Raw genomic sequence first — 23289 nt, 5'->3', positions numbered from 1 at the left:
GTCAGTCGGCGAGGAACCTCGCGAGGAATTCGCGGGTGCGCTCTTCGCGGGGCGACTCGAAGAACTGCCGCGCGGGGGCGTCCTCGATGATCCGGCCGGCGTCGAGGAAGACGACACGGTCGGCGACCTCGCGTGCGAAGGCCATCTCGTGCGTGGCCATGACGATCGTCGTGCCGCCGTCGGCGAGCGAGCGCACGAGGGCGAGCACCTCGCCGACGAGCTCGGGGTCGAGCGCGCTCGTCACCTCGTCGAGCAGGAGGAGCTCGGGGCCCGTCGCGATCGCGCGCACGATCGCCGCGCGCTGCTGCTGGCCGCCCGACAGTCGGTCGGGGAACGCCCGGGCGAAGTCGGCAAGCCCGATCGAGGCGAGCAGTTCGAGGCCCTGGCGCTCGGCCTCGGCGCGGCGCACGCGGTGCACGAGGCGCGACGCGAGCGTCACGTTGTCGAGCACGCTGAGATGCGGGAAGAGGTTGTAGTGCTGGAAGACCACGCCGATGCGCGCCCGCACGCCGTCGGCGTCGACGCGCGGGTCGCTGACGTCGCGCCCGCGGAGCAGGATCTCACCGTCGTCGATGCGCTCGACGAGGTTGATCGTGCGGAGGAGTGTCGACTTGCCCGATCCGCTCGCACCGACGAGCGCGACGACCTCGTGGGCCGCGACATCGAGGTCGATGCCGTCGAGCACGAGGTGATCGCCGAACGCACGCCGAACGCCACGGAGCCGGAGCACCGGCTCGGCGACCGAGGCGGATGGCGCGTTCATACGATGCTCCCGACCTGCTCGCGAGCCCGCATGCGCGCCGATACCCAGTCGGTGAGCCGGATCATCGGCCAGGCGAGCAGCACGAAGAGGAGGCCCGCCACGACGTAGGGCGTGAAGTTGAAGTAGTGCGCCGTCTCGATCTGCGCCGCCCGCACGGCGTCGACGGCCCCGAGCACCGAGATCAGGCCGACGTCCTTCTGCATGGCGACGAAGTCGTTCATGAGGGCGGGCGTCACCTTGCGGAACGCCTGCGGCAGCACGATGCGCCGCATGGTCTGCCCGTGGCTGAGCCCGAGCGATCGTGCCGCGAGGCGCTGCGACGGATGCACCGCCTCGATGCCGGAGCGGAACACCTCGGAGACGTATGCCGAATAGGTGAGGATGAGGGCGATCGCACCCAGCACGGCGACGGGCACGCGGGGGAAGAAGTCGAGGCCCGGTACGCCGTAGCCGATCAGGTAGAGCACGATGATGAGCGGCATGCCGCGGAAGAGGTCGGTGTAGCCGGCCGCGAGTGCCCGCAGCGGGAAGTACACCGCGCCTCGCAGCGTGCGGAGCGTGGCCAGCAGCAGGCCGAAGACCACGACGCCGATGCTCGCTGCGACGAGCACCTGGATGTTCAGCCACAGGCCCTCGAGGATGCGGGGGAGCGATGCGAGCGCGACCGCCGGATCGAAGAACGTCTGCTGCACCTGCGCCCAGCCCGGCGAGCCGATGAGCGCCCATGCGAGGAGTCCCGCGAGCACGATCGTCGACAGTGCGCTCACGAGCACGGAGCGACCCGTCTGGCGCTTCCGGAACGCGCGCCGCTCGAGCTCGAGCGCGCTCGGCCGCCATGCCGTCGACGCGTCGCGGGGGTCGGTCGTGTCGGTCACGGATTCACGTTATCGGCGGTCTGCGGATGCCGCGGCATCCGTGGTTCGGAGCACGGCGTCACTCGAGGACGGGCGCGCCGCCCTCGCCGCCCAGCCACTCGGCGGCGAGCTCGTCGAGCGTGCCGCGCTCGCGGAGTGCGTCGACGGCTGCCGTGACGTCGGCGGTGAGCGGCGAGCCCTTGGCGAGCACGAGACCGAATGCGTCGCCGCCGCCAGCGGTCGCCGGGAGCTGGCCGATGATCCTGCCGCCGTCGAGTTCGACGCCCGTGAGGTAGAACGCGGTCGGCAGGTCGACCACGATCGCATCGACCGTGCCGCTCTGGAGCGCGAGCTTGGCGTCGTCGTTGGTGTTGAAGACCTGTGCGCCCGCGGTCGGGGCGATGACCTCTTCGACGGCGTCGAAGCTCGTCGTGCCCGTCTGCGCGCCCACGAGGAGGTCTTTCAGGTCGGCGATCGAGGTCGCCGCCGCCGCCGGCGAGGAGTCGACGGTGATGACGACCTGCGTGGTCTCGTAGTACGGCGATGAGAAGTCGACGTTCTGCTCGCGTTCGTCGGTGATCGAGAACTGCTGCAGGTTGACGTCGAAGTCCTTCGGCCCGGGGGCGATGGCCTGCTCGAAGGTGGAGCGGACCCAGACGACGTCGTCGGCGGAGAAGCCGAGTTCGTCGGCCACGGCGTAGGCGACCGCGGCCTCGAAGCCCTCGCCCGATTCGGGGGCGTCGTCGAGCACCCACGGGAAGTACGCCGGCTCGCCCGTCGCGATCGTGAACTTGCCCTCGGTCACGTAGTCGCCGCCGCCCGAGGCATCGCCTGCGCCGCCGGCGCAACCGGCGAGTGCGAGGGTCGCTGATGCCGCGACGATGATCGCGGTGAGGGAGCGTCGGGTCATGGTGGCCTCCGTACGGGTGTGCCTCCAGCATTGCGGATGCCACTGCCGGTCGGGCGGCGCGTGGCGGAATGTGACGCTCGGCTAGGCTCGTCGCCATGACGGACGGGGTACGGCGCGAGGCATCCGCTCACCGCACCCGCCGATTCCTCGGCTCCCGGGCCGCCCTCTGGACGGGCTTCGCCCTCGTGCACGTCGCGCTCATCTGGCTGAACCTGGCCGCCCCCGGCTATCCGCTCGGCGACGTGACGGCGGTGTACCGGCTGTGGGCCGAGAACGCCGCGCACGGCTGGCTGCGCATGGGCATCGATGCGCCGTGGGTGTACCCGATCCTCGCGTTCGCACCAATGACCGCGGCGCTCGCGTTCGGTTCCGCCTGGTACGCGCAGACCTGGCTCGCGATCGTCACGGTGCTGAACGCCCTCGCGTTCGGCGTGCTCATCGGCCGGGCAGGGCTCTCCCGCCCGCGCCGCATCGCGGCCTGGTGGTGGCTCGGCTTCCTGGCCCTGCTCGGCCCCATCGCCTTCGGTCGCATCGACGCGATCACGGTGCCGTTCGCGATCACCGGGCTGCTCTGGGCGGCCGGCCGGCCGCGTGTCGCGGCGGTGCTGCTCACGATCGGCGCGTGGATCAAGGTCTGGCCGGCGGCCCTCGTCGCCGCGCTCGTGATCGCGGCGCGCCGACGGCTCGAGGTGCTCACCGTCGCGGTGTCGCTCAGCGTCGGCATCCTCGGCGTGAGCCTGCTCGCGGGCGCCGGCGAGAACGCGATCGGCTTCGTCGCCGAGCAGGCCGGGCGCGGTCTGCAGATCGAGGCGCCGCTCGCGGTCGGCTGGCTCTGGCAGATCGTCGCCGGCTCGAAATCGGTGCGGATCGTCTACGACCGCCAGATCCTCACCTTCCAGATCGACGGCCCGGGCGCGGATGCCGCGGCGGCACTGACCACTCCGCTCATGGCGCTCGGAGTGCTCGTCGTCGTGCTGATCGGCATCCGCGCCGTCCGCCGGGGCGCCGCGTTCGGGCGGCTGCTGCCGCCCCTCGCGCTGTCGTTCGTGGTGGTGCTCATGCTCGCGAACAAGGTCGGTTCGCCGCAGTTCGCGACGTGGCTCGCCGCACCCGTGATCCTCGGTCTCGTGCTGCGCCCGGCGCGGTTCGCGGTGCCGGCGCTCGTGGCCGCGTCGATCGCGCTCCTCACGCACATCATCTACCCGTACTGGTACGGCTGGCTCCTCATCGCCGACCCGGCCTTCGTCTTCCTGCTGACGATCAAGTCGCTCCTGCTCGTGGTGCTGCTCGTGTGGGGCATCCGCTCGCTCTGGAGGCTCGGGTCGTCTCGGTCGCGGCGGTCGCCCGTTCGCGACGTCGGTGCCGTGAGCACCACAATGGACCTCGACGACAACTGAAGGAGACGGAACATGCTGGTGGCATTCTCAGTCGCGCCGAGCGGCACGGGCGGCAGCGACGGGTCGGTGCACGACGCCGTCGCCGCAGCGGTGCGCGTCGTGCGGGAATCGGGCCTGCCGAACCGCACCGATTCGATGTTCACGACGATCGAGGGGGAGTGGGACGAGGTCTTCGACGTCGTGCGTCGTGCCACCGAGGCGGTCGGTGCATACGGCTCGCGGGTCTCGCTCGTGCTGAAGGCCGACATCCGCCCGGGATACGTCGGCGAGCTCGAGGGCAAGCTCGAGCGGCTCGAGACGGCGATGGACGCGCTCGACGCCGACGACTGAGGCGCGCGGTCGTCGGACCGCATCGCGGGTGAGCGGTATCGAATCGATTCGATTTCTGTGCGAGAATCGATGGGTGACCCACCCCATCGACGGGCCGACGACATTGTCGCCGGCCCGTATCCGTTTCGCGCTCCTGGCGCTCGCCCTCGGCGGCTTCGCCATCGGATCGACCGAGTTCGTCGCCATGGGCCTGCTGCCGAACATCGCGCACGACCTCCTGCCCGAGCTCTCCGCGCAGTCGTCGGCCGACGCGAACGCGAATGCCGGCTGGATCATCTCGGCGTACGCCCTCGGCGTCGTCGTCGGCGCACCGACGATCGCCGCAGGAGCCGCGCGCTGGCCCCGCAAACGGCTCCTGCTCGCGCTGCTCACCGCCTTCACCCTCGGCACGATCGCCTCGGCCGTGCTGCCGACCTTCGAGCTCGTGCTCGTCGCCCGGTTCATCGCAGCGCTCCCGCACGGCGCGTACTTCGGCATCGCCTCGCTCGTCGCGGCGAGCCTCATGGGCCCCGGCAAGCGTGCACGGGGTGTCGCACTCGTGCTCTCGGGGCTCACGATCGCGAATGTCATCGGGGTGCCCGCGATCACCTGGCTCGGCCAGATCGCCGGATGGCGCATCGCCTACGTCGCGGTCGCGGTGATCTTCGCCCTCACGTTCGTCGCGGTGCTCATCGCCGTGCCGTGGCAGGCCGGCGACCCGGGCGCGACGATGAAGCGGGAACTGAAGGCCTTCACCCGAGCCCAGGTGTGGTTCGCCCTCGGCATCGGTGCGGTCGGCTTCGGCGGGCTCTTCGCCGTCTACAGCTACGTCGCACCGCTCGCCACCGACGTCACAGGGCTCCCCGAGGAGTTCGTGCCGGTCGTGCTCGTCGCGATCGGCGTCGGCATGACGATCGGCAACTTCGCGGGCGGGCGACTCGCCGACTGGAGCGTTCGCCGGGCGATGTACCTGTTCTTCGCCGTGCTCGCAGGCGCGCTCGTGCTGCTCGGCCTCACCGCATCGAACCCGATCGGCCTGCTCACCGGCGTGCTGCTCGTCGGTGCGGCATCCTCTGCACTCTCTCCGACCATCCAGGCCCGACTCATGGATGTCGCGCGCGACAGCCAGTCGATCGCGGCCGCGCTGAACCACTCGGCGCTGAACATCGGCAACAGCCTCGGCGCGCTGCTCGGCGGCATCGCGATCGCGGGCGGCCTCGGCTACGTCGCACCGATCTGGATCGGACTGCTGCTGACGCTCGCCGGCGCGCTGCTGGCCGTCGTCTCGTTCGCACTCGACCGTGCGCGCGTGCGTCGCGGCGTCGCGGTGCCGTATGCGACCGGCGCGATGCACGCCGTCGAGGTGTGAGCCCGGCTCAGTCGGACTGCAGCAGGATGCCGTCGAGGATCGCCCGCTTGCGGAGCGCCACCTTGGTGCCGACGTCGTAGCCGGCAGCGCGGTACTTCTCGCGGATGCGCTTGAGGTAGCTCTTCGCGGTCTCCTCGGAGATGCCGAGCTGGAACGCGACGGCCTTGACGGGCTGGCCGGCGCCGTAGAGCGCCATCACACGGCGCTCCTGCGCCGAGAGCTTCGGTGACGAACCCTCTGTGGTGAGCGCGAGCTCGAGTTCGGGGGTCAGGTAGGACTCGCCGAGCCTGGCCGCGCGGATCGCCTCGATGATCGTCTCGACGGGCTCCGACTTCACGAGGTAGCCGAGGGCACCCGATCCCAGTGCCTCGCGCACGACGGTCGGCTCTGAGTACGTGCTCATGAGCATCGTCTGCACGCCCGCCGACTTCAGCATCGACAACTTCAGCGAGATGGGGATGTTGTCTCGCAGGTCGAGATCGAGGAGGACGACGTCGACCGGGAACTCGGGGTGGGCGAGCAACTCGGACCACGACGGCACCGCTGCGAGGAGCTCGATGTCGGGGGCGGCGTTTCGGATCCACTCCGAGAGCGCGCCCAGCAGCATGCGGTGGTCGTCGACGATCGCCAGACGGATCGGTGGAGCGCTCTCTGCCATCAGATTCCCCTTTGACGGGCCGCCCCGCGGACGGCCGTGACTCCTGCAGAGACGTTCGGGTCGACTCGGCAGTCGATGTTGATCCGGAATGACTCTGGCCCCGCAACGACATCGTGTGTACCGACTGTACCGAGTGCATCCCACGTTGCGGGGTCGACGCGACGTTGAACGACACCGGAGACGTCGATCGAGAATTGCAGATCGGGCGATTCGGGGTCGGATGCGTCGTCGGGCTCACGGCACGAGACATGCGCCGCGAGTTCCGCGGATCCCTTCGACTGCTCTCCGACGAGGAACCACAGGGCGAGCAGGAGCCCGTCGCGCTGGTCGGACGAGAGCACCCCGGCGAGCCCGCCGGGATCGTCGACCGTGACCCGGTTGCTGAGGTAGGCCGACTCGGTGACGGCGTGTCGGAGCCAGGTGTCGTTGCGGCCCTCGATGAGCCGTACCCGGAGCCGTGCGGCGAGGTTTCCGGCGCGTTCGGCCGCCTCGGCCGGGAGCGGGATCGCGATGCGTCCCGAGCCGACATCGTCGAGCAGCGACTCCGCGTCGAAGTCGAGTTGGGCGAGCTCTTCGGATGCGCGCATCCCGACCGCCGTGTGCGGAGTCGCGACCGTGCTCTGCACGAGGGAGAGGTCGAGCTCGCGCCGGATGAGCCGGCGGAACCCGCCGATCGCGATCACGGCGATGGCCATGGGCAGCACCGTGGTGCCCGCGACGGCGAGTCCGGTCACCGTGTAGTGCCCGGCCGTGGCGACCTGGAGGAGCGCCGAGCCCGCGATCACCGCACCGATCATGCTCGCCACGAGCATCGGGATGCGCGTGCCGCGGATCGCGGCCACCGGCATCAGCACGGCGCCGGCCGCCGCGGCAGCGGTCGGCGTGACGCCGAGGTGCAGCAGCCCCATCGACGAGGACACGTCGAGCCACACCGGCGCGATGAGCGCGATGAGCAGCACGACGTAGAGCACGTCGGGCAGCGGGGTGTTCCGCGACACGAGGCGGGAGATCACGCCGATGCCGACGACCCCGGCCAGCGCGAGCCAGGCCGGCCACGGACTCTGCCCGGGCGGGAAGAGCGGGGCCACGGTCACGGCGTGCGCGAGGTGCCCGATGATGATGAAGGCCGAGGCGATCGTGATGCCGGTGGCCAGGCGGCGGCCGCCGTGGCTCTCGCGCACGTCGCCGGCGGCCCGCGCCGATCGGCTCGGCCGCCGGAACTGGCGCCCGAGGGTGGTGGCTGCGATCTGGGGTTCGCTCATGGCTTCGGCACCTCGAGCATGACCGTGGTGCCCGAGCCCGGTGAGGAGAAGATGCGTGCGCGCCCTCCGACGACGCTGAGCCGGCCGACGACGGATTCCGCGTACCCGAGGCGGGCGCCGTCGACCGCAGCGGGTTCGAAGCCCGAACCGGCGTCGGTGACCATCGCACGGACCGTGCGTTCGTCGTCGCTGACGGTGACATCCGCCTCGGAGACCCCGGAATGCCGGCGAACGTTCTCGAGGCACTCTCCGAGCGCGCCGAGGAGCGCGTCGAGGGTGTCCCGCGGCAGCGCGAGCCTGCCGGCGCCATGCCAGTTCACGTCGAGGCCCATGCGTGCGAACCGCTGGCGCACCGACTCGAAGGTCACCCCGAGGCTGTCGTCGTCGGCCTCGGGGGAGAAGATCGCGGTCGAGCCGCGGTCGAGTGGCGCGCCGAGCCGCAACTGCTTGAGCAGGCGGGCATCGTCGCCGGCCTGCTGCCGGAGTGCCCCGGCGCCGACCCCGACGCCCGAATGGGCGAGGAGGCTCAGCGTCGCGAGCACGGTGTCGTGCAGCACGCGTGCGTCTTGACGCTGCTGCGACTCCAGCTCGCTCGCGAGCCGCTCGGCCTCGTGCGCGCGACCGACCTCGTGGATGCGGTCGGACGCCGCGGCGATCGACCGATCGAGCCAGATGCCGATCGTGGAATTGGCGGCCCACCCCATGAGGGCGCCGATCGCGACGACCTGCATCGCATGGCCGGTGATCGCGACGACCCCGACGGCGATGAGCACGGCCGCGACGAGGGCGAGCACGATGAAGGCGCCGTCGGCCCTGACGATGAGCGGGATCGCGACCGAAGCGGACGTCACCGACGCCGTGACGGCCATTGCGGAGGCGGCGACGGGATCGATCACGGGCGCTGCGCCGAGCACGCTGATGAACGCGACGGAGCAGGCCACCGCCGCGATCGCCGGCATGAGCGCGCCTCGAGCCGTGTGCAGGATGAGGAAGAGGATGGTGCCGGCGCTGAGCGCGGCAGCGAGCAGGAGTTCGAGGCCCGTCGACGCGCCCGGCACGAGGAGGCACAGGAACGACCCGACCGCGCCGCTCAGGCCCGAGATCCTTGCGAGTCTGCGGAGCAGCCGGTCGCGTTCCTTGTGGATGCGCTTCATGACACCCCCTCGGCCCGTTCGGCGGCGTTGAGCACACGCCGTCATTCGAAGAGTAGCGGAGTCGACGGGGTGCTGGGGAGGCCGGGACCCCGGCAGGTGCTCAGCTCGAGAGCAGCTCGCCGATCGCTGCGGCGATCGCGTCGTCTTCGATGAGGAAGGCGTCGTGGCCGTACTCGGAGGAGACGACCAGCGGCGCGGAACCGTGGATGCTCGCACGCAGCCCGGCGGCGATCTCGGCCTGGCCGGCGAGCGGGAAGTAGCGGTCGCTGTCGATGCCGAGCACGAGGCTGCGCGCCTCGACCCGCGCGAGCGCCGCGGCGACCCCGCCGCGGCCGCGCGCGATGTCATGCGAGTTCATCGCCTGCGTGAGCACGATGTAGCTGTTCGCGTCGAAGCGCCGCGTGAACTTGTTCCCGTGGAAGTCGAGGTAGGACTCGACGGCGAAGCGGCCGTCGCCGCCGAGCGGGTCGAGGTCGGACTGCCAGCTGCGCGCGAATCGCTGGTTGAGCTCGCTCGCGGTGCGGTAGTTGAGCATCGCCATGCGCCGGGCGAGCGCGAGCCCGCGAGTCGGGCCGTCGCCGTCGGGTGCGTCGTAGAACTCGCCGCCGCGGAATGCGGGGTCGGTGCGGATGGCCTCGATCTGCACCGAGTTCAGGGCGATCTGGTCGGCCGAAGTCGCGGCGGGGGCCGCGAGCACCGCGATGCGCTCGACCGCGTCGGGTGCCATGATCGCCCACTCGAGCACGTGCATGGCGCCCATCGAGCCGCCGACGACAGCGGCGAAGCGCTCGATGCCGAGCTCGCGGGCGAACGCGATCTGCGCGCGCACCTGGTCGCGGATCGTGAGGAAGGGGAAGCGGACGCCCCACTCGGCGCGGTCGGCCGCGAGGGAGGCGGGGCCGGTCGAGCCCTGGCAGCCGCCGAGCACGTTCGGCGCCACGACGAACCAGCGGTCGGTGTCGATCGAGAGGCCGGGACCGACGATGCCGGGCCACCAGCCGGCGCTCGGATGCGCGGGGCCGGCCGGACCCATCACGTGGCTGTCGCCCGTCAGCGCGTGCAGCACGAGGATCGCGTTGTCGCGCCGGGGTGAGAGCGTGCCCCATTGCTCGTAGGCGATGCGCACCGAGGGCAGCACTCGGCCGGAGTCGAGGGCGACGTCGCCGATGCTCGCGAACCGGCGGTCGCCGACGGCGTCGCCTTCGCGCCAGGCACCCGTCGCGGGGGCACGGCCGGCGAGCGACGCGGCGCGCGCCTCGGTGACGATGCTCGCGGGCACCGCATCGGCTGTCGTCTGCCAGTCCATGCTTCGATTCTTCCCGAGGCCGGCGACCTGTCGTGCATTGTTACGCCGGTCCCGGGCTGCGCAACGCGACGAGCACGCGAAACAGCGGATGCCGCGGGCCCGTGCAGGCCCGCGGCATCCGCTGTTCGTTGCGGCGTCAGACGCGAGCGGCCTCCGTGGCGGCGCGCGCGGCGGCGAAGCCCGCCTCGAGGTCGGCCTTCAGGTCGTCGATGTTCTCGATGCCGACCGACAGGCGCACGAGGCCCGGCGTGACACCGGTCGTGAGCTGCTGCTCGGGAGTCAGCTGCGAGTGCGTCGTCGACGCCGGGTGGATGACGAGCGAGCGCACGTCGCCGATGTTGGCGAGGTGGCTGAACAGCGAGAGGTTGTCGACGAGCGCACGCCCGGCGTCGACGCCGCCCTTCAGCTCGAACGAGAGCACCGCGCCGACGCCCTTGGGAGCGTACGTGTTCGCGGCCGCGTACCAGGGGCTCGACGGCAGGCCCGAGTAGTTGACGCTCGCGACGTCGGGGTGGTTGTCGAGCCACTCCGCGATCTCCTGGGCGTTCTGCACGTGGCGCTCGATGCGGAGCGAGAGCGTCTCGATGCCCTGGATGAGGAGCCACGCGCTGTTCGGCGCGATCGCCGCGCCGAGGTCGCGGAGCAGCTGCACGCGCGCCTTGATGACGTAGGCGAGCCCGTCGCCGACCGCGGCCGTGTAGCTCGCGCCGTGGTACGAGGGGTCGGGCTCGGTCAGCCCGGGGAACTTCTCGACGTTCTTCGACCACTCGAACTTTCCGCCGTCGACGATGACGCCGCCGATGGTGGTGCCGTGGCCGCCGAGGAACTTCGTGGCCGAGTGGATGATGATGTCGGCGCCGTGCTCGAACGGGCGGATGAGGTACGGCGTCGCGATCGTGTTGTCGACGATGAGCGGCACGCCCGAGTCGTGGGCGACGCCCGAGACGAGGCCGATGTCGAGCACGTTGATCTTCGGGTTGCCGATGGTCTCTGCGAAGAAGAGCTTCGTGTTCGGGCGCACGGCACGGCGCCACTCGTCGGCGTCGTCCTGGTTCTCGACGAAGGTCGTCTCGATGCCGAGCTTGGCGAGCGTGTACTTGAAGAGGTTGTAGGTGCCGCCGTAGATCGACGACGACGAGACGATGTGGTCGCCGGCCTGCGCGATGTTCAGCACTGCGAACGTCGACGCCGACTGGCCCGACGCCACGAGCAGGGCACCGGTGCCGCCCTCGAGCGCGGCGATGCGCTCTTCGACGACGGCCTGCGTCGGGTTCTGGATGCGCGTGTAGATGTTGCCGAACTCGGCGAGCGCGAAGAGGTTCTGCGCGTGCTCCGCGCTGTTGAACACGTATGAGGTGGTCTGGTAGATCGGCGTGGCGCGGGCGTTGGTCACGGGGTCGGGAGCGGCTCCCGAGTGCACCTGCTTGGTCTCGAAGCGCCAGTCGGCGGTCTCGGTCATTGACGTCTCCTCAGGAACGGCTCGGGCGGGTTCGCCGCAGCTTTCGAGTCACGTTAGGCGGGCGCGCCGGGACGGGCAACGGAGGTCGCAACACGGCGTCACGCACGCGGCATCCGCTCGACCGGTGGAGACGGCCTACCGAGGCCCTGCATCGGGTGGCAGCACGATCGTGCCGGTCGCCGTCGACGGCTCGGGGCGGAACAGCCAGCGCGCCTTCGGCTCGACGAGCGGACGGAAGACCCGCCGCACGGGTTTCAGCGAGAGCACGATCGAGATCGCGACGCAGAAGAGCATCATCGCCGGCAGCACCCAGAAGGGCTGGTCGCCGGCGAGCACCTCGGTCTCGCGGAACGGGAACAGCACGAAGGTGTGCAGCAGGTAGATGTACATCGTGGCCGTGCCGAAGGGCGTGAACCAGTGCGCGCCGCGCGGCATGAGCACGAGGAACGCGACCGACAGGAGCATCGCGAAGAGCAGGAGCCCCAGCCGGATGGCGCCCGACCACGGCTCGTCGTAGCCGATCGCCTGGTACGACTCGTCGTAGAGCATGAAGCGGCGCAGCTTCAGGTCGCGCCACGTCTCGATCGCGAGCGGCATGAGCACGAGCGTCACGCCGAACAGCGCGATGGCACCGGCCCGCCAGCGCCATGCGACGGCGGCGCGGAGTTCGAGCCAGCGGCCGGTGAGCTGCCATTGGCGCAGCTTCCAGCCGAAGACGAAGAAGGGCAGCATGCCGAGCGTTCGCGACAGCGCGAGCGTCGAGTCGATCGTCTCCGTGTAGCCGGCCCCGATCGAGATGAGGATCGCGATCAGGAGCGGATAGCGCAGGAGCACGAGGTAGGGCAGCACGATGCGCCACACGGCCAGTGCGATGAGGAACCAGAGGGTCCACGACGCCGTCGTGAAGTCGAGCGCGAACTCGCCGCCGAGGAGCCACCTGATGATCGTCCAGATCGTCTCGAAGATGAAGAACGGGAACACGATGTCGGTGAGGATCTGCCGGAGCGCCCTGGCGTTCGGCGGACCCGATTTCGCGAAGTAGCCGCTGACCACGACGAAGACCGCGACGTGGAACGAGTAGATGAACAGGTACACGCTGTACGCCGAGTTCGATTCGGCGATCAGCGGCAGGATGCCGTGGCCGACGACGACGAGTGTGATCGCGATCCAGCGGGCGTTGTCCCACATGGGGACACGTCTGCGCTTGGTCGGGGTTGCCGGCGGTCGCGAATGCATCAGTCCATTCAACCGCACGGGGGGCGCTCGGCAGGGCAGAATGGGCGCATGAGCGAGCTTCGAGTGGTCGTGACCGGTGCGAGTTCCGGCATCGGTGCAGCGACCGTGCGCGCGTTCCGCGCGGCAGGCTGGGACGTCGTCGGGGTCGCGCGCCGAGAGGAGCGCCTGCAGGCGCTCGCCGAGGAGACCGGGGCATCCGTCGTGGTCGCCGACCTCACGAAGCAGGCCGACGTCGACCGCCTCCGCGACCACCTCGAGGCGACGGGCCCCGTGCACGCGCTCGTCAACAACGCGGGCGGCGCCAAGGGGCTCGATTCGGTCGAGGCCTCCGACGTCGACGACTGGGCGTGGATGTTCGAGGTGAACGTGCTCGCGCTGAAGCGCGTGACGAGCACGCTGCTGCCGTTGCTGCGGCGCGGTGCGGTCGAGCGCGGAGTGGCCGACATCGTGAACATCACCTCGATCGCGGGGCACACCGCCTACGTCGGCGGCGGCGGGTACAACGCCGCCAAGTTCGCCGCGCACGCGCTCACCGAGGTGCTGCGGCTGGAGCTGAACGGCGAACCCCTGCGGGTCATCGAGGTCGCGCCCGGCATGGTGAAGACCGACGAGTTCGCGCTCGTGCGCTTCGGCGGCGACCGCGCCCGGGCCGAGGCCGTCTACGACGACGTGCCCGAGCCGCTCGTCGCCGAGGACATCGCGGCGGTCGTCGCCGACGCCGTGCTGAAGCCGCGTCACGTCGACCTCGACCTGATCATCGTCAAGCCCGTCGCCCAGGCCGCTCCGTACCGACTGACCAAGGGGCCGCTGACCGTGCGCGGCGAGGGATGATGGCCGAGGAGCCGGCGACCGAGGCGCGGCGACGCACCGACTGGGAGCGCGTCACCACGGTGCCGCTCGTCGTGCTCGGCGTCGTCTTCATCGTCGCGTACACGATCTACGTGCTCGCACCGTGGATTCCGCGGGGTCCGGGTTCGCCGCTGTTCTTCGCGCTCATGGCGGCGTGGCTGGTCTTCGTGATCGACGTCGTGGTGCGCGTGTCGCTGACACCGCGCGGCGGCAGGTGGAAGTGGATCCGCACGCATCCGATCGACGTCCTCTCGGCGATCATCCCGGTGTTCCGCGCGTTCCGGGTGCTCTCGCTGCTGCGCGAGGTGCCGTACCTGCAGCGACGGAGCGGCGCGGCGGTGCGGGCGAACATCATCATCTTCGGCTCCACGTACGCCATCGTCTTCGTGTACTTCATCGCGTTGGCGACGCTGCAGGCGGAGCGCAATGCCCCGGGCGCCACCATCACCACGTTCGGCGACTCCGTGTGGTGGGCCATCGTCACGATCGCGACGGTGGGCTACGGCGACATGTATCCGGTCACCACCGAGGGGCGCTTCTACGCGGTGTTCCTCATGGGCGGCGGCGTCGCCATCGTCGGCACCGCATCGGCGACGATCATCTCGTACATCGGCGACAAGGTGAGCCAGGTGCGAGCGCACCACGGAGGCGGCACAGGCGCAGTGCTCGACATGCTCGGGACGCCGGATGCCGCCGGCGAGCCGCCTCTCGACGAACCACCTGCCGACGAGCCGCCTGTCGACGTGCCGCTCGCTGACGAACCGCGTTCGGACCAACCGCCGCGCTGACCGGGTCGCGCATCGACCCGCCACCGAGCGCGCGCCCGGCGGCGACTAGCCTTGGAGCATGACCTTCGATGCGAATGACGCCGGCACGGCCGACGATGGGATCCGGCGCGAGATCCTGACCTGGGATGATTTCGCCGAGGCCGCTCGGCAGGTCGCGGCCGACGTGCTCGGATCCGGGTTCCGGCCCGACGTGGTGATCGCGATCGCACGCGGCGGACTGCTCTTCGCGGGCGCCATCGCCTACGCGCTCGGCACCAAGGCCTGCGGTTCGATCAACGTGGAGTTCTACTCGGGCGTCGACGAACGCCTGCCCGAGCCCGTGCTGCACCCGCCGATGCTCGACGCGCCGGCGCTCGGCGGCAAGCGCGTGCTCCTCGTCGACGACGTCTCCGATTCCGGCCGCACGCTCGCGAAGGTCGTCGGCATCCTGGGCGAGGCCGGTGCCGACGTCCGCAGCGCGACGCTCTACACGAAGTCGCACACCGTGCTCGAGCCCGACTTCGATTATCGACGCACCGACGACTGGATCGTCTTCCCGTGGTCGGCACTGCCGCCCGTCGTGGTCGGCGAGGGCGCCGCATGAGCGTGCACCTCATCGGCGGCGGGGCGACCACCAGCGCGGATGCCGCGTTGCACGCGCCGTTCGTCGCCGAAGCCGCAGCCCGGGCGAGTGCAGCGGGCCGCGCCCGGCCGCGCATCGCCGTGATCTCCCTGCACCCCGAGTCCGAGGAGAAGGCCGCGGCGCTCGCCGAGCTCCTGACTTCGGCCAGCGACGGCGACGGGATCGAGGTGCATGCGACCGCGGGGCGGCCCGGTGAACCGGTCGCGCTCACCGCGATCGCCGACGTCGACGGCATCGCCGTGGGCGGCGGGTTCGTCGAAGACGTGCGCGCCGGACTCGAACCGCTGTTCGGCGAGCTGCGCCGGCAGGTCGCCGACGGCGTGCCCTACCTCGGCGTCTCGGCCGGCGCGATGGTCGCAGCCGAGGGTTCGCTCGGAAGCGGCACGCGCATCGGCGGCGTGCAGGTCGCACCGGAGGACCCCGACGACGAGGACGAGCCGCTCGAGCTCGAGATCGAGTCCGGGATCGGCCTGGTCGACGTCGCCATCGAGGTGCACGTCGCTCAGCGCGGCATGCTCTCCCGCCTGGTCGCCGCCGTCGAGTCCCGTCTCATCGCCGGCGGGCTCGGCATCGACGAGCGCACGGCGCTGATCGTGGGCGACGGCCGCCTCGGTTCCGCGGGGAAGGGCAGCGTCTGGCGGGTGCTGCCGACCGAGGGCGGCGTGCTGGTCTCCACGATCGGCATCTGAGTGGACTCGGTGCAGTTGCCAGACGGGTTCGCGGCCGGCCTGCTCGACCCGGGCTGGGCCGAGGCGCTCGCTCCGGTCGCACCCGACCTCGCCGCACTCGATCGCTTCCTCAGGGTCGAGACCGCTGCCGGGCGCGGGTACCTCCCGGCGGGTGACGACGTGCTCCGCGCGTTCCGTGCGCCGCTCGACGACGTGCGGGTGCTCATCGTCGGCCAGGACCCATACCCCACGCCGGGGCATCCGATCGGCCTCTCCTTCGCCGTCGACGGCCACGTGCGCCCGCTGCCGCGGAGCCTCGCGAACATCTCCCGCGAACTCGTCGACGACCTCGGCACGGCGCCGCTGCCGCACGGCGACCTCACGCGCTGGAGTGAGAACGGGGTCATGCTGCTGAACCGTGTGCTGACGGTCGGCCCGGGCGCGGCCGGCTCGCACCGGGGCAAGGGGTGGGAGGCGGTCACCGACCATGCCATCCGCACGCTCGTCGCGCGCGACCGGCCCCTCGTCGCGATCCTCTGGGGGCGCGACGCCCAGCGACTCGCGCCGCTGCTCGGCTCGACCCCGCTGATCGAATCCGCGCATCCGAGTCCGCTCTCGGCGTCGCGCGGCTTCTTCGGGTCGAAGCCGTTCAGCCGGGCGAACGCGCTGCTCGAGGCGCAGGGCGCCGAACCGGTCGACTGGAGCCTGCCGGCCTGACCGGCCACACCGTCGCGCCGCACGGCGGCCACGCGTCGACGTAACCCGGCGGCAACATGCCGCGGGTATTCTGGCCGCATGCTCGAAGAGGAATACCAGGAGCGCCGCGTGCTGCCGCCCCACCTTCGGAAGCCCGTGCCCGCCGAGGCGCCGTTCGAGTACGCGCTCCGCGAGGCCCGCGCCACCGACCTGCCCGCCGTCCGCGAGATCTACAACTACTACGTCGCCAACTCCACGGTCACCTTCGACGAAGACGCGATGACGCTGAAGGAGTGGAAGACGAAGTTCGCCTACCTCGAGAAGCTCGGCATGCCGTTCATCGTGGCGGAGTCGCCGAGCGGCCAGTTGCTCGGCTACGCGCTCGTCTCGCCGTGGAAGCCGAAACGCGCGTATCGGTTCACGGTCGAGAACTCGATCTACCTCGGCCCCGCGGCATCCGGCAAGGGACTCGGCCGTGTGCTGCTCGCCGAGCTCATCGACCGATCGAAGGCCGCCGGACTCAAGGAGATGATCGCGGTCATCGCCGACCAGGGCGCCGAGGCGTCGATCGCGCTCCACGAGAAGTTCGGCTTCGAGGAGATCGGTCGCATGGGCCGGGTGGGCTTCAAGTTCGACCGCTGGCTCGGCACGGTGTTGTTGCAGCGGTCGCTCAAGTAGCCGAGCGGATGCCGCGGCGCGAGTGCCGCGTGCACCGACCGCGCCCTCCGGATCAGGTGAAGAAGCTGAGCTCGACCTCCGCGGCGAGCATCGCGAGGAGCGCCGATGCGAGCCCCGTCGCGAGCAGGAGACCGGGGTGCGCGAGGCCGATCGCGATCCGCCGCAGGCTCGGGCGGTTCGCGAGCAGGGTCTCGGGGACCTCGCTCGTCGCGGGCGCCTCGCCCCAGCCGCGGAGTCGCGCGAGGAACCACGAGCACCGAACGACGAGCGCGGCCCAGAGCACGGTCGCCGCGATCGGAGTGAGCGCGGAGAGCACGTCGAACCCGATGCCCATGAGCTCATCCTCCTTGCCCTCGGCGGCGAGCTGGATCGAGGTCGAGATGGCGGCACCGAGCACCACCGATCCCGACCAGGCGAAGAAGGCGAACACGAGCGTCAGGTAACGCGCGAAGAAGTGCCCGAACACCGAGGTGCGGTGCTCGAGGTGGTCTCGGGGCGTCGCCCGCAGCACGACGATCGTCGCGGTGAGACTCGGGGCGACCAGTAGCACGACGAGCAGCGACCACGCCCACGTCGGCCAGTCGAGGAATGCGGCGACGACGATGACAGCGCCGAGCAGGGCCGCCCACGCGGCGCCCCAGATGAGCGGGTGCCTCGTGATCGCCTGCATGGCCTCACGATAGCGTCGCCGCACCGCATGCGGCCGTAGGCTCGGGGCATGACGTCCCTGCACGATCACACGGCCCTCGAACTCCACCAGATGCTGCAGCGGGGCGACATCTCGCCCGTCGAGCTGACGGAGCACTATCTCGCCCGGGTCGAGCGATTGGATCCCGAGGTCGGCGCGTTCGCCGTCGTGACACCCGAGGCGGCGCTCGAACGGGCGCGCCACGTCATGTCCGACGTGCCGAGGACCGCACCGCTCTGGGGCCTGCCGCTCGCCGACAAGGACCTGCACCTCCGGGCCGGCGTGCCCGCCCGGTTCGGCTCCCGGGCGTTCACGGACTTCGTGCCGGATGCCTCCGACGAACTCGTGCAGTCGGTCGACGCGGCCGGCGCGGTGAGCCTCGGCAAGTCGCAGACCCCCGAGTTCGGGCTGCCCTCGTACACCGAGGGCGTCGGAGCGATCCCGACCAGGAATCCGTGGGATCTCTCGCTCGGCGCCGGCGGTTCGAGCGGGGGAGCGGCGGCGGCCGTGGCATCCGGAATGCTGCCCTTCGCACCCGGATCCGACGGCGGCGGGTCGATCCGCATCCCGGCCGCCTCGTGCGGACTCGTGGGCGTCAAGCCGAGCCGCGGCCGGGTGCCTGCGGGCTCCGGGATCACGAGCCTCGCGGGGCTCGGCGTCGCCGGACCGCTCGCCCGCACGGTCGCCGATGCCGCCCTGCTCCTCGACGGACTGATCGCTCCGACGGGGTACCCGGCGGCGCATCGTTTCGCGATGCGCGCGCCCGGCGACGACGGGCCGTTCCTCGGCGCGGCGATCCGGGGCGAGGGCAGGTTCCAGCTCGGCGTCATGACCGATTCGCCGTGGGACGACGCCTACGACATCGTGATCGATCCCGAAGCGCGGTCGGCGCTCGACGTCGCGATCGAAGCGCTCGAAGGCCTCGGCCACGGCATGGAGGCGATGGCGCCGCAGCCCGAGCCCGGATACTCCGATGCCTTCCGCACGATCTGGCAGGCGGGAGCGGCGACGATCCCCGTCGACGGGGAGGCGGAGGCGCTGCTCGAGCCGCTCACGCGCTGGCTGCTGGCCCGCGGCCGTGCGCTTCCGGCTCGACGGCTCGCCGAAGCGCTCGCCTGGCTCACGGGCTTCGAGGAGCGGGTCATCCGCCGGTTCGCCTCCTACGACGCGGTGCTCACCCCGGCCCTCGCGCTCACGCCGCGTCCGGTCGGCTGGTACGACCCCGCCGACGGTGAGCGCAACTTCGCGCAGCAGGTGCAGTTCACCCCGTTCACCTCGTTCGTGAACGTCTCGGGTCTGCCGGCGATCACCGTGTCGGTCGCCGAGACCGCGGGAGGGGTGCCGATGGGCGTTCAGCTCATCGGGCGGCCGGGCGGCGAGGAGGCGCTCTTCTCGATCGCCGCACAGCTCGAGCGGCGTGTCGGGCGGAGCCGTCGGCATCCGGAACTCTGGTGACCGGGGCGCGCACGGCACCGTCGTTCGGGTCATGGCCGCCTGTGAATGACGCGTGTGACGGTCGATTGCGACGCCCGAGTTGACGAGGTTAGGTAAGCCTCACCTATAGTGGAGCCATGCTCGGTCTCGACCTCACCCTCTCCTACGACGGCGCCCCCGTGGTGCACGGAGCGGAGATCCACCTCGAACCGGGCAAGGTCACCGCGCTCGTCGGTCCCAACGGCAGCGGCAAGTCGACGCTCCTGCGCTCGCTCGCCCGACTGCACCGCCCCGACGCCGGCCGCGTGCTCCTCGCTGCCGACGACGGCCACACGATCAGCGATGGCGCGCACGGCACCGAGCCCGCCGACCTCCTCGAGCACGGCATCGACGCGGCCTCGCTGAACGGCCGCGAGTTCGCGCGGCGCGTCACCCTGCTCGCCCAGAGCCGGCCGACGCCGGGCGGCATCACCGTGCGCGAGCTCGTCGAGTTCGGCCGGCACCCGCACCGCGGCCGGTGGATCGCCGGTGACGCCGACGGCGCCGCGATCGTCGTGCGAGCGATGGAACTCACGGGCGTCGCCGAGTTCGCCGAGCAGTCCGTCGACCGTCTCTCGGGCGGCCAGCTGCAGCGAGTCTGGCTCGCCTCGTGCCTCGCGCAGGACACGAGCGTGCTCCTCCTCGACGAACCGACCACCTACCTCGACCTGCGCTACCAGGTCGAACTCCTCGACCTGATCCGCGAGCTCGCCGACGAGCACGGTGTCACGATCGGCGTCGTGCTCCACGACCTCGACCAGGCGGCCGCCGTCGCCGACCGGGTCGTGCTGCTCGAATCCGGCCGCGTCCGCGCCGTCGGCACTCCCTCCGAGGTGCTCGTCTCCGACGTGCTGAGCTCGGCCTACGGCATCCGCGTCGACGTCGAGGTCGACGATCGCGGCTGCATCACGACCTGCCCCATCGGCCGCTACAACACGCGTCAACGCGTCGAGCGCCTCGCCGTCGCCTGAAACCTGCGTTCCATCCACCCCCCTCGCGTGGGACACCCATGCCCGCGCACCGATCGAAGGACACCATGAGAAGAGCTGCCGCAACCCGGCCGACCATCGCCCTGACCGCTGCCGCTGCCGCCTCCGTGCTGCTGCTGACCGGCTGCGGCACGACCGAGGAGGCCGGCGCCGCGAGCGGCGATGCGGCGATCGTCGTCACCGACGACCGCGGTGAGTCGATCGAGCTCGCCGCCCCCGCGGAGAAGATCGTCGCCCTCGAGTGGAACACCGCCGAGAACCTCGTCGCGCTGGGCGTCATGCCGGTCGGCGTCGCCGACGTCGAGGGCTACGGCGACTGGGTGAAGTCCGAGGCCCTCGACGACAGCGTCACGGATGTCGGCGGCCGCGGCGAGCCCTCGGTCGACGCCATCGCGGGCCTCGCGCCCGACCTCGTGCTGACCACGACCGACCTCTCCGACTCGGTCATCGCCCAGATCGAGGAGTTCGCACCGGTGCTCGTCGTGCGCGGCGCCGATGCCTCGAACCCCATCGGCCAGATGGAGTCGAACCTCGAGCGCATCGCGACCGTCACCGGCCACGAGGACGAGGGCGAGGAACTGCTTGCGGGCTTCGACGAGAAGCTCGCAGAGGGCAAGGCCGCGCTCGAAGCCGCAGGCCTCGCCGGCGCCCCGTTCATGATGAGCGACTCGTGGGCGAGCGGCGGCCAGGTCTCGATCCGCCCCTTCGCCGAGGGTGCGCTGCTGACCGCGGTCACCGAGGAGCTCGGGCTCGAGAACACCTGGACGGACGAGGGCGACGCCGACTACGGCCTCGACTCGACCGACGTCGAGGGCCTCACGGCCGTCGGTGACGTCGAGTTCCTCTACATCGCCAACGGCGAGACCGACGCGTACCAGAACGAGCTCGCCGACAACGCGGTGTGGACCTCGCTGCCGTTCGTGCAGAGCGGCAAGGTGCACCGCCTGCCCGACGGCATCTGGATGTTCGGCGGCCCCTCGTCGATGAACGACTACGTCGATGCCGTCGTCGCGACCCTTGCCGGCTGAACAGGCCCATTCGGTTGAGCAGGCTCAGCCACTGATTCCCGCTCGAGGCGGGGCCACCCGGCCCCGCCTCGGTGCGGTGCTCCTGCTCGCACTCGGCCTCGTGGTCGCGACGCTGCTCGCGGCGGTGCACGTGACGCAGGGGTCCGCCGACGTCGGCCTGCCCGAGCTGCTCGGCCTGCTGGGCGGCGGATCCGACGACCAGGCTGCGGCGGTGCTCGTGGCGTCGCGGATGCCGCGGCTGGCAGCGGGCGTGCTCGTGGGCGTCGCCCTCGGCGTGGCCGGTCTCGTCATGCAGAGCATCTCGCGAAACGTGCTGGCCTCGCCCGACACCCTCGCGGTCAACGCCGGCTCGTACCTCGCCGTCGTCGTCGTGGCGGCATTCGGCATCGCGTTGCCGGTCGCGGGCGGCGGCGCCGTCGCCTTCCTCGGCGGCCTCGCGGCGGCCGGGCTCGTGCTCGCCCTCTCGGCGGGCGGCGGTCGCGGCGGCGGCACCGTTCGCCTCGTGCTCGCCGGGTCGGCGATCGCGCTCGCCCTCGCCGCGATCACCACGATGCTGCTGCTGCTCTACCCCGAGCGCACGGAGGGCCTCTTCGCGTGGGGCAACGGCACCCTCGCCCAGACGGGCATGGCGCCGATGCTCCAGCTCGGCCCGGTCGTGCTCCTCGCCGTCGGCGCCCTCTTCGTCTTCGCGCGCCAGTTCGACCTCATCGCGCTCGGCGACGACACCGCGACGGTGCTCGGCGTGCCCGTGCGCCGCACCCGCCTCATCGGGCTCCTCCTCGCCGTGCTGCTGTCGGCGGCCGCGGTCACGGTCGCGGGACCCATCGGCTTCGTCGGTCTCGCGGCACCCGCGATCGTCCGTCTCATCGCAGTGCGCGTGCCCGGCATGCAGCGGCACGTGCTCCTCATTCCCGCCGCCGCCCTCATGGGCGTCATCGTCGTGCTCGGCGCCGACGTGCTGCTGCGCCTCGCCTTCGGCGGCCAGGCGGCGGTCGAGGTGCCCACCGGTGTCGTCACCACGATCTTCGGTGCGGTGTTCCTCATCGCGCTCGCCCTGCGTGCCCGCGCCTCATCAGAGAGCGGCACCGGGTTCGTCATCGGCGCCGGACTCTCGCCTCGAGGGCGGCGGCTCGTGATCGCGGCATCCGCTGTGCTGCTCGTCGTGCTCGCCTTCGTCTCGCTCCTCCTCGGCGATGCCAAGATGCTCGGCGGCGACGTGCTCAACTGGGTGACCGGCCAGGCCGGGCCCCTCGTCGAGTTCGTGATGAACACGCGTGCACCGAGGGTCGCCGCGGCGATCCTCGCCGGCGCCGCACTCGCACTCGCCGGCACGGTCGTGCAGGCCGTCTCGCGCAACCCGCTCGCGGAACCCGCCATCCTCGGCGTCACCGGCGGCGCCGGGGTCGGCGCGGTGATGGTGATCACCTTCTGGCCGCTCGCGACGTTCCTCGGCGTGACGGTCGGCGGACTGGTCGGTGCGGCGCTCGCGGCGCTCATCGTGTTCGGACTCGCGATGCGGGGCGGCCTCGCCTCGACCAGGCTCATCCTGATCGGGCTCGGGGTCTCGGCCGCGACGGCCGCCATCACCTCGATGCTCATCATCGCGACCGACCCGTACAACGCGGCGAAGGCGCTCACCTGGATGTCGGGCTCGACCTACGGTCGCACCTTCCAGCAACTGATCCCGCTCGCGATCGTGACGCTCATCGCCGTGCCGCTCCTCGCCTCGGCCCGCCGCGAGCTCGACCTGCTCGCGTTCGACGACGACACCCCGCGGGTGCTCGGCGTGCGGCTCGGCTCGGCGCGACTCGGCCTGCTCGCCGTCAGCGTCGCCCTCACGGCGACCGCGGTCTCGGCGGTGGGCGTGATCGGGTTCGTCGGCCTCGTCGCCCCGCACGCCGCGCGGGCGCTCGTCGGCTCGCGCCACGCCCTCGTGCTCCCGCTCGCGGCGCTCCTCGGCGCGCTGCTCGTGTGCGTCGCCGACACGCTCGGCCGCACCGTCATCGCGCCGGCCCAGCTCCCGGCGGGCCTGCTCACCGCGGTCGTCGGCGCTCCATACTTCGTCTGGCTCCTCTGGCGCTCGCGCCGGAGCGCCTGAGCGACGACTGCTTCACCCCCTTCCGACAGGAGAGA

23 protein-coding genes are annotated in these 23289 nt (G+C 71.2%); 13 read left to right on the top strand and 10 right to left on the bottom strand.

Annotated elements, in window-relative coordinates; genetic code table 11:
- Position 1: 1 nt before the first annotated feature.
- The 3 genes from ACFCVM_RS14395 to ACFCVM_RS14385 are packed head-to-tail and all read right to left on the bottom strand — an operon-like array spanning position 2 to position 2527.
- A complete protein-coding gene (locus ACFCVM_RS14395) occupies positions 2 to 763 on the bottom strand; it encodes an amino acid ABC transporter ATP-binding protein (protein ID WP_375837199.1) in 762 nt (253 codons plus the stop codon).
- Positions 760 to 1638 carry an amino acid ABC transporter permease gene (locus ACFCVM_RS14390; protein WP_375837198.1) on the bottom strand — a complete coding sequence of 293 codons (879 nt, stop codon included), beginning with the start codon at positions 1636 to 1638 and terminating at the stop codon, positions 760 to 762. Before ACFCVM_RS14390 ends, ACFCVM_RS14395 begins: the two co-directional genes overlap by 4 nt.
- A 58-nt stretch (positions 1639 to 1696) precedes the next feature.
- Entirely contained in the window at positions 1697 to 2527 is an 831-nt protein-coding gene (locus tag ACFCVM_RS14385) for an ABC transporter substrate-binding protein (protein WP_375837197.1), read from the bottom strand.
- Between the two features lie 95 nt (positions 2528 to 2622).
- On the opposite strand from ACFCVM_RS14385, the gene ACFCVM_RS14380 reads away from it, so the two are divergent.
- From ACFCVM_RS14380 to ACFCVM_RS14370, 3 genes are all read left to right on the top strand, one after another.
- Complete coding sequence (locus ACFCVM_RS14380) at positions 2623 to 3924, top strand: hypothetical protein (protein ID WP_375837196.1); 1302 nt, start codon at positions 2623 to 2625, stop codon at positions 3922 to 3924.
- Between the two features lie 12 nt (positions 3925 to 3936).
- Positions 3937 to 4254 carry an MTH1187 family thiamine-binding protein gene (locus tag ACFCVM_RS14375; RefSeq protein ID WP_375837195.1) on the top strand — a complete coding sequence of 106 codons (318 nt, stop codon included), beginning with the start codon at positions 3937 to 3939 and terminating at the stop codon, positions 4252 to 4254.
- Between the two features lie 73 nt (positions 4255 to 4327).
- Positions 4328 to 5602, top strand: a complete 1275-nt coding sequence (locus tag ACFCVM_RS14370; protein ID WP_375837194.1) for an MFS transporter — start codon at positions 4328 to 4330, stop codon at positions 5600 to 5602.
- Positions 5603 to 5609: 7 nt separating this feature from the next.
- Here ACFCVM_RS14370 and ACFCVM_RS14365 read toward each other — a convergent pair whose 3' ends face one another.
- From ACFCVM_RS14365 to ACFCVM_RS14340, 6 genes are all read right to left on the bottom strand, one after another.
- Positions 5610 to 6260 carry a response regulator gene (locus ACFCVM_RS14365; protein ID WP_375837193.1) on the bottom strand — a complete coding sequence of 217 codons (651 nt, stop codon included), beginning with the start codon at positions 6258 to 6260 and terminating at the stop codon, positions 5610 to 5612.
- Positions 6260 to 7522: a hypothetical protein gene (locus ACFCVM_RS14360; protein WP_375837192.1), complete on the bottom strand. Its 1263-nt coding sequence runs from the start codon at positions 7520 to 7522 to the stop codon at positions 6260 to 6262. The genes ACFCVM_RS14365 and ACFCVM_RS14360 overlap by 1 nt, the downstream gene beginning before the upstream one ends.
- Complete coding sequence (locus tag ACFCVM_RS14355) at positions 7519 to 8676, bottom strand: sensor histidine kinase (RefSeq protein ID WP_375837191.1); 1158 nt, start codon at positions 8674 to 8676, stop codon at positions 7519 to 7521. Before ACFCVM_RS14355 ends, ACFCVM_RS14360 begins: the two co-directional genes overlap by 4 nt.
- Before the next feature lie 100 nt (positions 8677 to 8776).
- The gene (locus ACFCVM_RS14350) at positions 8777 to 9982 is read right to left on the bottom strand and encodes a homoserine O-acetyltransferase (protein ID WP_375837190.1); all 1206 of its coding nucleotides are present in this window, start codon (positions 9980 to 9982) and stop codon (positions 8777 to 8779) included.
- A 136-nt stretch (positions 9983 to 10118) separates the two neighbouring features.
- Positions 10119 to 11441 carry a bifunctional o-acetylhomoserine/o-acetylserine sulfhydrylase gene (locus ACFCVM_RS14345; RefSeq protein ID WP_375837189.1) on the bottom strand — a complete coding sequence of 441 codons (1323 nt, stop codon included), beginning with the start codon at positions 11439 to 11441 and terminating at the stop codon, positions 10119 to 10121.
- Between the two features lie 135 nt (positions 11442 to 11576).
- Complete coding sequence (locus ACFCVM_RS14340; RefSeq protein WP_375837188.1) at positions 11577 to 12629, bottom strand: acyltransferase family protein; 1053 nt, start codon at positions 12627 to 12629, stop codon at positions 11577 to 11579.
- Positions 12630 to 12725: 96 nt separating this feature from the next.
- Here ACFCVM_RS14340 and ACFCVM_RS14335 point away from each other — a divergent pair, with 96 nt between their 5' ends.
- From ACFCVM_RS14335 to ACFCVM_RS14310, 6 genes are all read left to right on the top strand, one after another.
- On the top strand, positions 12726 to 13508 hold the full coding sequence (locus ACFCVM_RS14335) for an SDR family NAD(P)-dependent oxidoreductase (RefSeq protein WP_375837187.1): 783 nt from the start codon (positions 12726 to 12728) through the stop codon (positions 13506 to 13508).
- Positions 13508 to 14314 carry a potassium channel family protein gene (locus ACFCVM_RS14330; RefSeq protein WP_375837186.1) on the top strand — a complete coding sequence of 269 codons (807 nt, stop codon included), beginning with the start codon at positions 13508 to 13510 and terminating at the stop codon, positions 14312 to 14314. Before ACFCVM_RS14335 ends, ACFCVM_RS14330 begins: the two co-directional genes overlap by 1 nt.
- 58 nt (positions 14315 to 14372) lie before the next feature.
- Positions 14373 to 14897, top strand: coding sequence for a phosphoribosyltransferase (locus tag ACFCVM_RS14325; RefSeq protein WP_375837184.1), 525 nt, complete (start codon positions 14373 to 14375; stop codon positions 14895 to 14897).
- Positions 14894 to 15625 carry a Type 1 glutamine amidotransferase-like domain-containing protein gene (locus ACFCVM_RS14320; RefSeq protein WP_375837182.1) on the top strand — a complete coding sequence of 244 codons (732 nt, stop codon included), beginning with the start codon at positions 14894 to 14896 and terminating at the stop codon, positions 15623 to 15625. Before ACFCVM_RS14325 ends, ACFCVM_RS14320 begins: the two co-directional genes overlap by 4 nt.
- Before the next feature lie 9 nt (positions 15626 to 15634).
- Positions 15635 to 16321: a uracil-DNA glycosylase gene (locus ACFCVM_RS14315; RefSeq protein WP_375837180.1), complete on the top strand. Its 687-nt coding sequence runs from the start codon at positions 15635 to 15637 to the stop codon at positions 16319 to 16321.
- 78 nt (positions 16322 to 16399) lie between these two features.
- Entirely contained in the window at positions 16400 to 16978 is a 579-nt protein-coding gene (locus ACFCVM_RS14310; RefSeq protein ID WP_375837179.1) for a GNAT family N-acetyltransferase, read from the top strand.
- 52 nt (positions 16979 to 17030) lie between these two features.
- Here ACFCVM_RS14310 and ACFCVM_RS14305 read toward each other — a convergent pair whose 3' ends face one another.
- The gene (locus tag ACFCVM_RS14305; RefSeq protein ID WP_375837178.1) at positions 17031 to 17648 is read right to left on the bottom strand and encodes a hypothetical protein; all 618 of its coding nucleotides are present in this window, start codon (positions 17646 to 17648) and stop codon (positions 17031 to 17033) included.
- 48 nt (positions 17649 to 17696) lie between these two features.
- Here ACFCVM_RS14305 and ACFCVM_RS14300 point away from each other — a divergent pair, with 48 nt between their 5' ends.
- The 4 genes from ACFCVM_RS14300 (at position 17697) to ACFCVM_RS14285 (ending at position 23254) form a co-directional block, all read left to right on the top strand.
- A complete protein-coding gene (locus ACFCVM_RS14300; RefSeq protein ID WP_375837176.1) occupies positions 17697 to 19121 on the top strand; it encodes an amidase in 1425 nt (474 codons plus the stop codon).
- A gap of 116 nt (positions 19122 to 19237) precedes the next feature.
- Positions 19238 to 20110 (top strand): ABC transporter ATP-binding protein, encoded by an 873-nt coding sequence (locus ACFCVM_RS14295; protein WP_375837174.1) that lies wholly within the window; start codon positions 19238 to 19240, stop codon positions 20108 to 20110.
- 65 nt (positions 20111 to 20175) lie between these two features.
- Complete coding sequence (locus tag ACFCVM_RS14290) at positions 20176 to 21156, top strand: iron-siderophore ABC transporter substrate-binding protein (protein WP_375837173.1); 981 nt, start codon at positions 20176 to 20178, stop codon at positions 21154 to 21156.
- Positions 21128 to 23254 (top strand): iron ABC transporter permease, encoded by a 2127-nt coding sequence (locus ACFCVM_RS14285; RefSeq protein WP_375837172.1) that lies wholly within the window; start codon positions 21128 to 21130, stop codon positions 23252 to 23254. Before ACFCVM_RS14290 ends, ACFCVM_RS14285 begins: the two co-directional genes overlap by 29 nt.
- The last annotated feature ends 35 nt before the right edge of the window (positions 23255 to 23289 follow it).

The sequence above is a fragment of the Agromyces sp. NPDC056389 genome (assembly GCF_042262385.1).
In the GTDB taxonomy this organism is placed as follows: domain Bacteria; phylum Actinomycetota; class Actinomycetes; order Actinomycetales; family Microbacteriaceae; genus Agromyces.
This window is presented reverse-complemented; position numbering and strand designations above follow the sequence as displayed.